Here is a 14,987-nt window from a genome sequence, read left to right as displayed (position 1 = left end):
TCATCCTTAATAGTTTCTTAAAGCTTATCTAAACAAGCTTTCAATTTTTCAGCCAAAACCCGGACATTGGGTTCTAGCATCATTGAGATATGATCACCAGGAATATGGTGAACTTCAATGCCAGAAGCTGCCATACCATCCCAACCATTAAGAGGGTCATGGTAATGTCCTGGAGGTTGCTGTTTAGCTCGAAAGAGAGTTATTTTCCCTGGGTAGACTGATGACAGCTCAGATGGTTGAGTCTCATAGTTAGCATTTTGGATATCTGAGATGCCATCAACCAAATTAGGGTTTGGTAAAGCAGGTTCGGTAGATAAGTTAGACTTTTTAGCAAACCACTGGAATTGCCGTTTGTATGCTCCAGATTTATAATGTCTGACAAACGCTCTGATTCTCTCAGACAAATAAGCTCGCCTTTTGTCAGGTTCAAGTCTCCAAAGGTTATTCCAATAGGTTTGTAGTTTTTGTATCCAAAATAAAGTGTACCGTTGTAAGACGGTGGTATTTTCGTAGGGCTTCCACTGATAACCAATAGCATAGCTATCAAACAAGGCAACAATTGCTACAGTCTGACCTTGAGCATCAAGCTGCTTAGCCATTTCAAAGGCGATTTGACCTCCGAGGGATACCCCTTGTAGAAAATAAGGCCCTTCGGGTTGAAACCGTCGCATTTCCTCAATGTAGTGAGCGGCTAACTCCTTGAGTCCATTACCTATACCCGGTTTGGTATTGATGTTGTCGGCTTTAGTAGCCGCTGCTAGTCCATAACTTAGTCCATAAACTGGATAGTCCCAACCAAGATAACGTACCAAATCGCGGTAGTATATAAACCCTTCCCCAAGGATGTGAATCGCAAACACAACTGGCTTGGAACCACTAGGTTGAATGGGCACTAGGGAAAACCAAGAGGATGACCATTCTGACTGGCACAGAAGTTGAGCGAGTTGCTTGATGGTTGGTGCTTGGAATAGAGCAGCTAGGGGCAGTTGTTTGCCGAAGGTCTTCTCAATCTCACTAGATAGCTGCACAGCTAGGAGGGAATTTCCTCCTAACCCGAAGAAGTTGTCATCGATGCCAATCTGGGAAACTCCCAACACCTTCTGCCAAATGCTAGCCAGTTGACGCTCTATATCGGTTACTGGCAAGACGTTTTCAGTATCCTTGCTTGGTGAAATCAACTGCTCTCGGTCGATTTCACCTGCGGGAGTTAGGGGCATAGCTTGGAGTTGCTGAAACTTAGGGGTGATAGAGGTTCCAAAAGGAACGAATGCCTCTAACCTCTGCAACTGAGCAACAGATAGTTCTGTAACCGCCGTGAAATATACCGATACCCGCTGCCGATGGTATGGTGGCTGTTGGGTGTATCGTCTAACATAGGGATTGCTGCCATCCAAACCCAAAATCAGGGAGTGTTGGTCGTGGTGCAGCCCAGCGAGAATAGAATTGATTCCCTGTTGGTTGAAAATTCCGTACTGACCTAAGGCACGACGGGACTCCCTAATCTGTTTACTCCGATTGAGGGTGGTCTCAACCCATGTGCTTGAGCCATAGCAGTAGCTGCGCACCAAGGTCTTGTGCCGCTGGTAGTAGCAGAAGCACTCTAGAAAATTATTAGCGGCAGCATAAGCACCAATTGTCGCTCCCCCAAAGAAGGCTAGCACGGAAGAAAGGCTGATAAAAACACTGTCTGGCTGATCTTTAATTAGTTGATGCAGTACCCACGACCCTAAAAGCTTGGGACGAAGTGTAGCAGCAAAACTGTTGCGGGTTTCCTCTACTAAAAAATGTTCTGGGGCAATTCCGGCCAAATGAATGACCCCTTCAAGGAAAGCTTGCCAGTCAGACTGGGCTCGTTCAACCACCTGTTGCAACTGAGCTAAATCACAAATATCCACGGCCTCGTAGCGTATCTCTCCTCCCAGTTGCTCGGCCAGTTGCTCTAGGTTTTGATAGGCTCTGACGGCAGGTGCTAACCCATTTCCATCCTTTAAATGGTTTCCTTTGGTAGTCGGCTCTGGTAAGGGGGTTCGACCGACTAAAAGCAGACGAGCTTGATAGTGGTTTAGGAGAAATTTAGCAATTTCTACTCCAATCCCTCCCAAACCCCCACTAATCAAATACATTCCCTTTTGCTTAAAGGGCAATTCCTGTTTTTCGAGTTGGGGTAGGTCAGCTTTTTCGAGTAAGGGTACCAAACGGTTGCGATTGCGGTATGCTACTTCTCGCTCTTTCTGACATACAGCCATTTCCCGCAGGATATGAAACCCATTAATGTGGTGGTCATCCACAGGTATATCGATATGGCGACAGTTCAGCCAAGGCAGTTCTCTCGGACAGGTTTTGATCAGACCCAGAATCGGACTTTTCTCATAGGCAATGTCATCCTGGGGCGAGGTAGGCTGTGTATAGCTAGAAACCACAGTCAACTGGACTTCTGAATTGAGAATTCTCAAGGGTGAATTCAACTGTGACTTCAAACCATCCAAAGCCTGAATTAAAAATAGTAGACTGTAAGTGCCCTGATTCTGAGCTTGTTCTAGTGCTTCGGATGACTCAATTTCTCCCGGATACTCGTCATAGGTCCACAAATGGAGAATCTGTGCGATGGGTTGGTCGGTTTCCACCAACGACTTCAGTAATTGCTGATAGTGATCAGGATTGGTGGGGTCAATAGAATAGCGGTTGTCTGTAAGTTGGGCATCTGTAAGTTGGGCACCTGTAAGTCGCAAAAAATCGGCTCCGGGGGCTCCGGGTTCCACTGCTACACATTGGTCTTTACCTAGCTTGGAGCACAATACTTCTCCTAATCCCAAGGAGTCTAGAAATATCAGAGTTCGACCATTTGTAGGTGTCCTACCTAAGGTGACTGCTTCTTTTCGATGCCAAACTTTACGATAAAACCAGTCTGGAAGGGTATTCTCATTACCCAGAAGACAATCAACTTTTTTGAGAATCGGGTCAAATTCACCAGCGTTAAACTGCTCCTTGAGTTGCGATCGCAAAATTTTCCCAATCGAACTCTTGGGGATTGCCTGTTTTGGTAGAGGAATAAGATAACTCGGACTCACCCCTAGTTTGCTAACCACCTCAGTGGAGATGTCCTGGAGTAATGGGGTTAACTGGTCATCCTCAGACCAATCAGTATGGAAGAAAATGACCAATTGGTCAGTATCTTTACTTGGTTGTCGAATTCCGCAAGCTGCTGTGTAAGAGGGAATCACCCCCTCTACCTGCTCAACCACTGCTTCGATTTCATAACTATAGTGATTGAGACCATTAATAATAATGACATCTTTTTCTCGACCGGTAATCGTGAGACGTCCGTCACGCAGTACACCATTATCTCCGGTTTTTAACCATCCATCCGGTGTAAAGGCTTCTCGATTTAGCTCAGGATTCTGGTAATAACCATCACTAACCATCGGACCAGAAATCTGTACCTGACCCACTGTATCTTCTTCAACTATTTGTCCGAGTGCATCCACAATCCGCACAGAAAAGCCAGGCACAGGTCTGCCAACTTCTACAACAGAGTGGTTAACAGACTGGTTATCCGACGGTAAATTCAACAAGTACCGATGGGAAAATACCACAGCAGCACAGGTTTCAGACATTCCCCAAGCTGAATGCATGGCATTGACCGATAACCCATGGGGAGAAAGCAACTGCAAGAATCGCTTTGCAGTTTGAGGTACAATCGGCTCAGCCACACTTAATACAGATTTGAGGGAAGATAAATCCCATTTCCGGTGGCTGTTAGCAACGGATTTCTGATTTATTTTCTGATTTATCAAACCTAGGGCAAAATTAGGAGCCCAGGCAAAGGTAACCCGATAGTTTTCAATCCAATCCAACCAATTGAGGGGATTTTCCAAGAAAGCTTTAGCGGGAGCATGGATTTGCAGGTTACCGACATAGACATCCCGAATACAACAGCGTACCAGAGAGCCAACATGGTCTAAGTTAAGCCAGTTCAAGGAGATATCATCTTGGGTCAGATTATTCCTCTGGGCACTGGCGGCGACATTATTAATTAAATTGCTATGGCTCAACCTGACGCCTTTAGGCATTCCTGTACTTCCAGAGGTCAGTAACAATATTGCTAAATCATCCGGTTGGCTGTGATAGTAATTTAGGTCAGGCTCAGATGAGCGCAAGTTGTCTACGGTTTCAATTAAAATTTCTTTTTTGGGCAAGGGATGCTCGGTAGGAGCCGCTACGGGAAAGCATAAACCACGGATTGCTGGAGCAAGGGTATCACTGGTTAGGATGACCGGTTGCTCTAGCATTTTCCAGGCATTGCACAGCTTATTGACAGTACTGTTAGATGACTCATAGGTCGGTGCGATCGCAATCGGGACTGGGACAAAACCGCCCAAAATACAAGCCCAGAAGGTTGGAATGAAGTCTTGATTTTGGTCAAATTGGAAGATTACTTTGTCTTGAGGCTTTAGATTTAGTTTTCTTAAGCCACCAAGAATCTGCTGTGCTTCTTCGAGGAGAGCTGGGTAAGATTGATAGTTTTGGTGAGTATTTCCCTGACTATCAGAGTCGAGATAGATAATCCCTTGCTCCGGCGCAACCCTTGCAGTTTTTAGTAGCGCTTGGGAGAGAGTTGAGATATCTGTTGGTAACTGTAGCGCTTCACCATGACTGATGGCGGGTTTTGATGGGGTGGAATTTGAGCGATGCTCCCCCTGAGTCGCTACGGGAACGCAATCGGAAGATGCCTTGGGGTAAGGGCTCGGTAGGGGCTTGGCTTGTGATAATTCTGTAGGTTGCTTTGGACTAGTTTCGGTGGAGGGTGGAAGTAGGTCTAATAGATGTAGGGGTGTGTCGGGCTGGGTGTAGTCTTGTAGAACTACGGCGACTTGCTTGATTTCTGCCCCTCCATAACTATATGACTGTAGCTGCTCTTCCCATTGCTGCACTAAGTCGGTATCAATTATTTCTACAGAAGCTAGTGCTTGTTGATCTATCTCACCTGTGGGAGTTAGGGGCAAGGTAGTTACCGGAACAATAATTATGTTAGGGGAGAAATTAGGGGGGACTTTTGGTTCACCAAATTTTGGTTCACCACTAGATAGCAGAGTGTCTGAGATGGTGTCTGACACGACCCCTTGCAGGAGCGATCGCAGTTGTTCTGATGAAGATGATCCAGCTGAGACTACATAGGCAATAATAGGCAAAAAACTACAATTGTCTCTGAGGGCTATTTTTTTCTTTTCTTCTGTAATTTTACTCTCCAGGACAACACAGTCGTCAACTAACGAATTTGCTAACAAAGCCGATTCGATTTTGGTCAATAGTTGTGGCAGATAGTCTTGGATTGGCTTTTCTATAATGTTATCGTTATCTTGTCCTATATACTTGGTAATATCTGGCTGCATTTCTCGATACTTTTGTTGAGTATTTTTTTGACGAGGGGTTTAATTGCTGATTAATAATGTATTTAAATATATTGATTTAAACTTAAATTTAATATAAAAATAAATATAAACGTAAGCATTCAGCCATCAGCCGTCAGCCGTCAGCCGTCAGCATTCAGGATTCAGCCGTGAGCTTTTAGCTCAAGCTACTTGAGGTGCTGACGTAACAAAGATTAAACGAATGCTTACTTGTTTTATTTAAAAGCTCCTTGCTCAAAGCTGAGAGCTGATAGCTGATAGCTGATAGCTAAATAATTACATATAAAATTTTATTTATATGAATACAAATGGTGAGTAAATTGGTAATTAAGTTAAACAAATAATTACAGTTTAAAAAAACCTGAATATCTCTGATTTTTGTAAACAGTAATTTCATCAAAAAATGAACATATAGCGTTTATAAAATATATGAGGGACAGTCTTTATTGGCGCTGATTGGCTTTAAGACATTCTTGCCTTGGTGCAAACCGCCGTATCCGAAGGGTAACCACAGGTATACTGAAAAAAGTCACTCATTTGGCTACAGCCTATCCTAAAGTTAGGCTCTGCTAGGAGCCTCGTACTTTAACATTTTCAATATTTATCGATTAAGTCCGGATAGGTGTGTCAGTAATCAATAAACTTCTATTAAAGTGGTATTATTACGACCTTTTATTAAATCAGGACAAAAAACCTGAAACTCTTGTCCCTGTCTTGATCCAAAGCGCGAGTGGGGGGAACCTCACAGGGGTAGGTTTTTTACATTTGGGTCGGGAGTCGGGAATCGGAACCCACCCCTAACCCCTCCCAGGAGGGGAACGGGAATCGGAACCCACCCCTAACCCCTCCCAGGAGGGGAACGGGAATCGGAACCCACCCCTAACCCCTCCCAGGAGGGGAAGAGCGGGAAATGGGGAGAATTATCCCGGAAATAATTGTGTATTTTGATACATATTTTCTTAAGAATTTATACCTAATAAAAGTAAATACTCGCCCCTTTGTAAAAAACCTACCCTTGTAAGGAGGGTAGACCAGCTTTGGCACTGGTGGATTGTTGGTGTCTACCTCTCCCAAGGGTCAACGGCTATAAGTTTAGATTGCTCCGACCTGCTCGGCAGCCTGGGCTAATTCAAATACCACCCGCGCCACGTAGGGGCGAATCATCCACCAGATTAAGGGTGATAACCAGCCTTTTAAAGTAACTGAGTAGGAAATATAAGTACCACAAAGGGTGGACTCTACCTGGTAAGTGACGCGATTTTCAACTCCAGGAATTGCCAGAAATCTTATACTGAGTAGCTCACCGGGTAAGACACGCTCTACAAAAATTCGCACCGGAATGGGGATCAAGCGAGTGACTACCTGATAAATTAAACCAGGTTTAGCCATTAAACCTTTTGGAGCATTGGTACTTGACAGCAGAGGATTCCAAGACACATCTGCTAAGTTGATCAGTTTTTGCCAGAGAACTTCCACTGGGGCAGTACTCAGGGCGCGATAGGTCTTGAAGAGGGAAAACTTACACCAAACCCCCTCGTGACCAGCAATTAACTTGAAAGAAAAATTAAGAATCACTACACGCCTCCCGCAGCTATGCTCAGGCAGATTTATGATCTTCCCCAAATGGCTTTGGTTGAAAAATCCATCTTTATTTAGGATATGATCTCAACTGCCTGGGAGTTTTGCCAACCCCCAGGGCTTCCCCTGAAGGTACCCGATCGTACCAACGAATAATTACCAACCAATAATTACCAACCAATAATTACCAACCAATAATTACCAACCAATAACATTGGCAAGGCAAACTTAAGGTTTGGCTTAGATACTCACTAGGATTGTTTATGACAGCTTTTCAGACGGACACAACAACTACCACTAATACCACTTCTTTACCTCCTGCTGACTCTAGGGAGAGAGTCAAGCAGTTGATGCAACAGCTGCAAGATACGATTTGTGAAGCTCTAGTAAAAGATGACGGGATTGGCACCTTCACAGAAGATGCTTGGGAAAGAGAAGAAGGGGGTGGTGGTCGTTCCCGTGTGATGCGCGATGGTTCAGTAATCGAACAGGGTGGGGTTAACTTTTCGGAAGTTTGGGGCAAACAGCTGCCACCTTCAATTTTGAAGCAGCGCCCCGAGGCAGCTGGACATGGTTTTTTCGCTACTGGTACCTCCCTAGTATTGCATCCTCGTAATCCCTATGTGCCCACAGTTCACCTAAATTATCGCTACTTTGAGGCAGGACCAGTCTGGTGGTTTGGTGGGGGAATCGATTTGACCCCTTACTATCCCTTTGCTGAAGATGCTGCCCATTTGCACCGCCAATTGAAACAAGCCTGTGATACTCATCACCCTGAATATTACCCAGTCTTCAAGTCTTGGTGCGATGAGTATTTTTATCTGAAACACCGTCAAGAAATGCGGGGTGTTGGGGGCTTATTTTTTGACTATCAAGATGGCACGGGTAAACTCTATCGTGGTCCCCATCCAGATGGTCCCGCAGCAGCTTACAGTGACAAGCTTGGGGTTTTGCCTCGGAGTTGGGAAGAGTTATTTGCCTTTGTCACAACCTGCTCTGAGTCCTTTTTACCCGCTTATCTACCCATTGTAGAGCGCCGTCGCAATATGGAATATGGAGACAGAGAGCGTAACTTCCAACTCTATCGTCGGGGTCGATATGTAGAATTTAACCTGGTGTATGACCGAGGCACAATTTTTGGTCTGCAAACTAACGGGCGTACTGAATCCATCCTGATGTCCTTACCCCCCTTGGTGCGTTGGGAATACGGTTACCAACCTGAACCCAATACACCCGAAGCTGAACTGTATGAGACATTTCTCAAGCCTCAAGACTGGGCAAACTGGACAGCTTAAACTGTTGTCATATCACTTATGGCAATACTAGGTCGATGTTAGGTATCAGTCGTCAGCTATCAGCCGTCAGCTATCAGCCGTCAGCTATCAGCCGTCAGCTATCAGCCGTCAGCTATCAGCCGTCAGCTATCAGCCGTCAGCTAATCAGCCGTCAGGTATCAGCCGTCAGCTATCAGTCGTCAGCTGAAGTAACTCAGCATTATTCCAATGCTTACCTGTTGTCTTGATGCAGTAGCTCATGGGGGAAACCCCCTTTGGCGGCGCTGCATCGCTTATTCACAAGCTGATAGCACCTCAAGTACCATGGCCTACGGCCAATGACTGATAGCTGATAGCTGATAGCTGATAGCTGATAACTGATAAGTGATAACTGATAAGTGATAACTGATAAGTGATAACTGATAACTGATAAGTGATAAGTGATACCTGACGACTGATAGCTGATAGCTGATAACTGATACCTGACGACTGATAGCTGATAGCTGATAACTGATACCTGACGACTGATAGCTGGGTAAAGATAGAATAGAAATCCAAGATTCATCCCCATCATTACCTTCATCTTCAGGTCTTATGGCCAGATTTGTGCAAAAATTTGGATACGCTCCCTGACATTTCACCAATCACTGTAAGCTAAACTAGCTTGCAGTGAGTAGCTCTATGATCCCAATCACAGAGGGCTTGCTTTAAGAAAAGTCTTCCCCGCTTAATTTGTTAGTCAGGGCGTATTAGTCAGGGCGTATTAATTAAAAAACATTTTGGAGCTTTTTCAGTTGGCTGGGAAGCAGTCAGGGGCTAAAGGTGGCGCTAGTCCTACAGGTGCCCTTGACCCATTAAGAATTAAATTCGCCACGGGTCGCACCTGAATCGTTCGGGACGCACTCTAAACTCTTAATGATTAGATTTGGTAAGGTTTCAATCAGCGGTAGCTGCGACAAGGAGGTGCTGATGGTTCATATCGATCAGAAAACTCATACTACTGAAGATGGTACAAATGTGATTGTTTTGAAACCGATTGGACGCCTGGACATCACTACAGCTTGGCCTTTTCGTCTGAAATTGCAAGAGTGTATTTCCCAACTGCGCAGGCATGTAGTGGTTAATCTGAGTCAGGTTGACTTTATTGATAGTTCGGGTTTGACATCCTTAGTGGCTGGCATGCGAGATGCTGACAAAATTAAGGGCAGCTTTCGCATTTGTTCTGTTCATCCAGACGCCAAGCTCGTGTTTGAAGTCACTATGATGGACACGGTGTTTGAAATTTTTGAAACGGAGGAAGAAGCCTTAGATGGTTTATCCAGTAGTATCCCCACCTGAATCAACCAATCTGGCATCGGCGGATGAAACTGGCAACCCCCACCATCATCTTTGATTTGGTGCTAGGCGCTTCATCGGAGATAATAAAAATAATATAAAGCTTCAATTCTGATCTGCCTTGTGAATACTGTTCGCACAGTCTCGGATACTAAACGGGATTTTTACACCTATCACACTCGCCCCATCAACTCTATTTACCGACGTGTAGTGGAAGAGTTGATGGTAGAGATGCATTTGCTGTCGGTTAATGTCGATTTTAACTACGACCCCATCTATGGCTTAGGTGTGGTGACATGCTTTGACCGGTTTATGCAGAGCTATCAACCGGAACATGATAAAGAATCAATTTTTAATGCTCTGTGTCAAGCAGTCGGAGGTGAAGCTCAGCAGTACCAGGAAGATGCCCAAAGGCTCAAAACCAGCGTAGAGTCTATGTCTGGGCAAGATTTGATCTCCTGGTTAAGTTCCCCAACCTCTGAGAATGGGACTGGGGATTTGGCTACCACTATAGCTGCGATCGCACAAAATTCTCAGTTTAAGTACAGCAGATTGTTTGCCATTGGTTTATTTTCACTACTAGAGCAGGCGGACTCGGAGTTAGCTCAGGATCAAAAACAGCTCGAAGAGGTACTTAACAAAATTAGCAGTGGATTAAACCTTCCTTCCGAAAAGCTAAAAAAAGACTTGGAGTTGTACCGCAGCAACCTGGAAAAAATGGCACAGGCTCGGGTAGTGATAGAAGATGCCATTCAAGCTGATCGTAAAAAGCGGGAGGAGCGTGCTAAAGAGAAAGAAAAATCAGCGACACCTAGCAGCGATGCGACCCCATCTGCCCAAGAAGAATCGGATTCCTCTTCGGATTCCTCTTCGGATTCTTCTTCCGATGCCTCTTCCGATGCCTCTTCCGATGAAGCCCCATCTTCCTAGCTAGGTTTTTTGGTCTAGCACGCTGATATCCCCCGGATAAATCCCAGATAAATCAGGGGGGCTCATCCCATTACCCTGGGAAAAAAGGTCAAAGGGCAAGGAGAATCTCACCCCTAATTATCTTAAATCAAAGCTTGTAATAGTGGAATAAGGTCTTCTGCTGGTCTGAACCCCTCTATCCGTTGTAGAGGCTGACCGTTTTTAAACAGTACCAAGGTTGGTAACGCCTCAATGCCATACTGGGAGGCTAGCTGGGGGTATTTGTCCGTGTCAATTTTTACAACTTGCAAACGATCTTTGAGCTCAGCCTTGACCTGTTCTAGGATAGGAGCCATCATCTGACATGGCCCACACCAAGTGGCATAGAAATCTACCAACACCGGCACATCTGAGCCAGATAATAATTCTTGGAATGTTTTGAACTGCTTTTTAACGGCCATGAGCAAGAAAACCTTTCCTAGTCCTTCTGCTCGATTCTAGTCCAAAATCTTTGGGATTGTGTGATAGCTGGATTAACCAAAGATTCCGGTAAAGTTAACTTTGGAGGAAACCGTTCCTGCCCACAGGACAAAATCAGGCAGGATAGAAAACAGTTCAAGGTTTATGGAAACATTACAGACATCTGCGCAACAATTAAGCGATCGCATAGCCATCGTGACCGGTGCCTCGCGAGGAATTGGTCGAGCTGTGGCCCTGGCCTTAGCTGGGTCAGGGGCAAAGGTTGTAGTCAACTACGCCAGTTCCAGTACTGCAGCTGATCAGGTCGTAGGGGCTATCATGGATGCTGGGGGTGAAGCCTTAGCACTTCAGGCTGATGTGTCTCAAGCTGAACAAGTCGATGCCCTAGTTAAAGGGACTCTCGAAAAGTTTGGTCGTATAGACGTGCTAGTGAATAATGCTGGGATTACCCGCGACAACTTGTTATTGCGGATGAAACCCTCAGATTGGCAGGCAGTAATTGATCTGAACCTGACTGGGGTATTTTTATGTATCAAAGCAGTGAGCAAACTGATGCTCAAGCAAAAGTCTGGTCGGATTATCAATATTGCTTCCGTGTCAGGACAGATGGGAAACCCTGGTCAAGCCAATTATAGTGCTGCCAAGGCTGGTGTGATTGCCTTGACCAGAACCGTTGCCAAAGAGTTTGCTAGTCGTGGCATTACAGTCAATGCCGTAGCTCCCGGTTTTATTGACACTGATATGACCAGTGACCTTAAGTCAGAAGCCATTATCGAGCAGATCCCTCTAGGTCGTTACGGTCAGCCAGAAGAAGTAGCTGGGATGGTAAGGTTTTTGGCAGCTGATCCAGCTGCTGCCTATATCACTGGACAAGTGTTTAATGTCGATGGTGGTATGGTTATGGCTTGAACCCCCCGGCACGTCGGTGTTTCAAGTTCTTGAAAGTTCAAAATTGTCAGACGAATTAGCACTCTTCGTGTAAGAGTGCTAAATTTGCTAATGGAGACACAAAGCAAGTTCAAACAACCTATGGCAAAAATCGTTTCGTTTGACGAAGAATCCAGACGTTCATTGGAGCGGGGGGTCAATGCCCTAGCTGATGCTGTACGTATTACCCTTGGTCCAAAAGGTCGTAATGTGCTTCTGGAAAAACAGTATGGGGCACCCCAGATTGTCAATGATGGTATTACCGTTGCCAAAGAGATTGAACTGGAAGACCCCTTAGAAAATACTGGCGCTAGACTAATTCAAGAAGTCGCATCCAAGACTAAAGACGTTGCTGGGGATGGCACTACCACAGCTACCATTCTGGCTCAAGCCATGATTCGGGAAGGTCTTAAGAATGTGGCAGCTGGGGCAAATCCTGTAGCTGTGCGCCGAGGAATTGAGAAAACTGTTGCCGAGCTGGTCAAAGAGATTGAGGCAATGGCACAGCCGGTTCAGGGAACTGGGATCGCTCAAGTTGCTACAGTCTCCGCCGGTAACGATCAAGAAGTGGGTGACATGATTGCCCAAGCCATGGAAAAGGTCACCAAAGATGGTGTGATCACCGTTGAAGAATCTAAATCCCTCTCCACCGAATTAGAGGTAGTGGAAGGGATGCAGATCGATCGGGGTTATATTTCCCCTTACTTCGTGACCGATAACGAACGGATGACAGTGGAATTTGAAAACCCTTGCATCCTGATTACCGATAAAAAGATTAGTGTTATCCAGGATTTGGTACCGATTCTGGAAAAAGTAGCTCGTGCCGGTCAACCGTTGCTGATTATTTCCGAAGATCTAGAAGGAGAAGCCTTGGCAACTCTGGTGGTGAATAAGGCTAGGGGTGTATTGAATGCTGCAGCCGTCAAGGCACCAGGATTTGGCGATCGCCGCAAGCAAATGTTACAGGATATTGCAGTTTTGACCGGTGGTCAGGTGATATCCGAAGACGTTGGTTTGAGCCTGGATACTGTTTCCCTAGATATGCTGGGAAATGCTACCAAAGTTAGCATTGACAAAGACAGCACCACCATTGTAGCTGGTGGTCAAACTAAGGGAGATGTAGAAAAGCGAGTTGAGCAAATCCGCCGCCAGCTAGCAGAAACTGACTCCGAATACGATAAGGAGAAACTGCAAGAACGGATTGCTAAACTGGCCGGTGGTGTAGCAGTGATTAAGGTTGGTGCGGCAACTGAAACAGAACTCAAAGACCGCAAGCTGCGGATTGAAGATGCCCTCAATGCTACTAAAGCTGCGGTAGATGAAGGGATTGTTCCTGGTGGTGGTACAACCCTGATTCGCTTAATAGAAAAAATTCCTGCAGTGGCAAATGGCCTAGAGCAGGAAGAGAAAGTTGGTGCAGGTATTGTAGCCAAGTCATTAGAAGCTCCCCTGTGTCAGATGGCGGATAATGCTGGTGTTGAAGGTTCCGTAATTGTGGAGAAAGTACGGGAGAGTACTGGTAACGTTGGCTATAATGCTGCTACTGACACCCTTGAAGACTTGATTGTTGCAGGTATTATTGACCCTGCCAAGGTAGTACGCTCATCCCTACAGAATGCTGCGTCTATCGCTGGTATGGTCTTGACCACAGAAGCCCTGGTGGTAGAGAAACCTGAACCTAAATCTGCTGCTCCTGCTCCCGACATGGGCGGCATGGGCGGCATGGGCGGCATGGGTGGCATGGGCGGCATGGGCATGATGTAGTGCCATGATCTAGTGCCATGATCTAGTGCCATTAGCTAGTCTCTTGCTTTGCTAGCATAAAGCCTTGAAGCAGCTTGTCCTAACGGACAAGCTGCTTTTTGATTCGTCATTAGTAATGGCGTGAGTCAATCTTGGGTAAACTTATTTATGGAGTATAATTTACCAATAATTATCCAAACTGTACTTATCCCCCGTTACGAATAAAACCTTCAACTACTATTTTTAAGAGGTTTACTATCCATGGATAACGACCAAAACTTGCTAATTCTGACGATTTATATAATCGGTGTTACTTACGTTTTGTACAAAGCTTTCCAGGAAATAGACAAACTCATAACCGTTGAGGTAGACTCTGATGCTATCAATCAGCAACTGGAAAAGAAAGAACTTAATGATTTCATGGAAGTCAACTTTGGCTTCGATCCTAGCTATAAATTGGATGAGTTAAAGGATCTTAAACTGACTGTTAAAAATAAAACCAACGAGAATCCTGTTTATATTGAAATAGACTGGGACAAGAGTCTGATAACTGACTTAGAAAATAATGGAAGACCCATGGTTTGGGTAAACTCTGATGATATGGAAGAAGCCCCCAAAAGCCAAGACGTTGGTAAAATTCGTCCTGGTCAAAATTGCGAATTTAAGCTGAGCGATGAAAAGATTAAAGATGCCTTATTTCCGGAGAAAGACTTGAATAATGTGATTAAAAAGGGTGGTAAATTTAATCTCCAATTATACTTCAAGATAGAGGAAGCAAATACTGGAAAAAGCAGTTCGTGCTACTTACCCTGTAGGTTTAAACCTATCAAGTTAGACTGGACCGAGGCTATAGTTCTTGCCTTGCAGCCTAAATAGGGCTAGCAGTTGGGAGTCTATTTAGAGGATTTTGGTTTTTCTCCAGTATTACGAACGTTGACCAACTTATTTAGTACTTCAAACCAAAAGGGGGCTCCCATACAGATCGCGATCGCACTCAAAATAATCCCTACAACGAATTTGAAGTAAACCCAAGTCAAACCCAGCTCTCTGGGAAGATGATTGGGTTCTTCAAACTGCTCTACAAGATTAGTTTCTCCCCAGCCAATGGGAAGGAAAGCTAGGTCATCTACAGCTGAGGTGATACTATCATAACAGTCATTACTGTTTGATTCTTGCTGTAAACAGGCACCGGTTTCATTAACAATCCTATTAGTGACTTGATTGACAGCAGCTCTTACACTGTGGTTTTTATAGAATTGATTGCTGATATTGATGGTATCGATATTCAAGGCTAGGGAAATCACTAATCCAATTAAAAAAGATATGGCTTTAG

The 14,987-nt window shown here is 45.0% G+C and carries 10 protein-coding genes and 1 pseudogene; 7 read left to right on the top strand and 4 right to left on the bottom strand.

Going from position 1 to position 14,987, the window contains the following annotated elements:
* Window positions 1-17: 17 nt before the first annotated feature.
* On the bottom strand, window positions 18-5,390 hold the full coding sequence (locus F6K49_RS13490; protein WP_293097279.1) for an SDR family oxidoreductase: 5,373 nt from the start codon (window positions 5,388-5,390) through the stop codon (window positions 18-20).
* Window positions 5,391-6,500: 1,110 nt separating this feature from the next.
* Complete coding sequence (locus F6K49_RS13485) at window positions 6,501-6,983, bottom strand: SRPBCC family protein (RefSeq protein ID WP_293025109.1); 483 nt, start codon at window positions 6,981-6,983, stop codon at window positions 6,501-6,503.
* A gap of 266 nt (window positions 6,984-7,249) precedes the next feature.
* Here F6K49_RS13485 and hemF point away from each other — a divergent pair, with 266 nt between their 5' ends.
* The 4 genes from hemF to psb29 all read left to right on the top strand — a co-directional run bounded on the left by hemF (window position 7,250) and on the right by psb29 (window position 10,525).
* Window positions 7,250-8,281, top strand: coding sequence for an oxygen-dependent coproporphyrinogen oxidase (gene hemF, locus F6K49_RS13480; RefSeq protein ID WP_293065876.1), 1,032 nt, complete (start codon window positions 7,250-7,252; stop codon window positions 8,279-8,281).
* 35 nt (window positions 8,282-8,316) lie between these two features.
* Complete coding sequence (locus F6K49_RS13475; RefSeq protein WP_293065879.1) at window positions 8,317-8,508, top strand: hypothetical protein; 192 nt, start codon at window positions 8,317-8,319, stop codon at window positions 8,506-8,508.
* Window positions 8,509-9,229: 721 nt separating this feature from the next.
* Entirely contained in the window at window positions 9,230-9,598 is a 369-nt protein-coding gene (locus F6K49_RS13470) for an STAS domain-containing protein (protein WP_070396558.1), read from the top strand.
* A 120-nt stretch (window positions 9,599-9,718) separates the two neighbouring features.
* A complete protein-coding gene (psb29, locus tag F6K49_RS13465; protein ID WP_293041737.1) occupies window positions 9,719-10,525 on the top strand; it encodes a photosystem II biogenesis protein Psp29 in 807 nt (268 codons plus the stop codon).
* Between the two features lie 122 nt (window positions 10,526-10,647).
* Here the strand turns inward: psb29 and trxA are convergent, their stop codons facing one another.
* Window positions 10,648-10,965, bottom strand: a complete 318-nt coding sequence (gene trxA / locus F6K49_RS13460) for a thioredoxin (RefSeq protein ID WP_293097275.1) — start codon at window positions 10,963-10,965, stop codon at window positions 10,648-10,650.
* Window positions 10,966-11,128: 163 nt separating this feature from the next.
* Here trxA and fabG point away from each other — a divergent pair, with 163 nt between their 5' ends.
* From fabG to F6K49_RS13445, 3 genes are all read left to right on the top strand, one after another.
* Entirely contained in the window at window positions 11,129-11,893 is a 765-nt protein-coding gene (gene fabG, locus F6K49_RS13455; protein WP_293025097.1) for a 3-oxoacyl-[acyl-carrier-protein] reductase, read from the top strand.
* Between the two features lie 120 nt (window positions 11,894-12,013).
* The gene (groL, locus tag F6K49_RS13450; RefSeq protein WP_293025095.1) at window positions 12,014-13,675 is read left to right on the top strand and encodes a chaperonin GroEL; all 1,662 of its coding nucleotides are present in this window, start codon (window positions 12,014-12,016) and stop codon (window positions 13,673-13,675) included.
* Between the two features lie 240 nt (window positions 13,676-13,915).
* Window positions 13,916-14,530, top strand: coding sequence for a hypothetical protein (locus F6K49_RS13445; RefSeq protein ID WP_293025093.1), 615 nt, complete (start codon window positions 13,916-13,918; stop codon window positions 14,528-14,530).
* Between the two features lie 17 nt (window positions 14,531-14,547).
* Here the strand turns inward: F6K49_RS13445 and F6K49_RS13440 are convergent.
* Window positions 14,548-14,987 (bottom strand): annotated as a pseudogene (locus tag F6K49_RS13440) (hypothetical protein); the annotation flags it as partial.

This window comes from Moorena sp. SIO3I6, assembly GCF_010672095.1.
This window is presented reverse-complemented; position numbering and strand designations above follow the sequence as displayed.

Bases quoted from the DNA above. Each gene is read 5' to 3' on its own strand.
- hemF (WP_293065876.1), top strand. From the start codon at position 7,250: ATGACAGCTTTTCAGACGGACACAACAACTACCACTAATACCACTTCT.
- fabG (WP_293025097.1), top strand. From the start codon at position 11,129: ATGGAAACATTACAGACATCTGCGCAACAATTAAGCGATCGCATAGCC.
- groL (WP_293025095.1), top strand. From the start codon at position 12,014: ATGGCAAAAATCGTTTCGTTTGACGAAGAATCCAGACGTTCATTGGAG.
- F6K49_RS13490 (WP_293097279.1), bottom strand. From the start codon at position 5,390: ATGCAGCCAGATATTACCAAGTATATAGGACAAGATAACGATAACATT.
- F6K49_RS13470 (WP_070396558.1), top strand. From the start codon at position 9,230: ATGGTTCATATCGATCAGAAAACTCATACTACTGAAGATGGTACAAAT.
- trxA (WP_293097275.1), bottom strand. From the start codon at position 10,965: ATGGCCGTTAAAAAGCAGTTCAAAACATTCCAAGAATTATTATCTGGC.
- F6K49_RS13475 (WP_293065879.1), top strand. From the start codon at position 8,317: ATGTTAGGTATCAGTCGTCAGCTATCAGCCGTCAGCTATCAGCCGTCA.
- F6K49_RS13445 (WP_293025093.1), top strand. From the start codon at position 13,916: ATGGATAACGACCAAAACTTGCTAATTCTGACGATTTATATAATCGGT.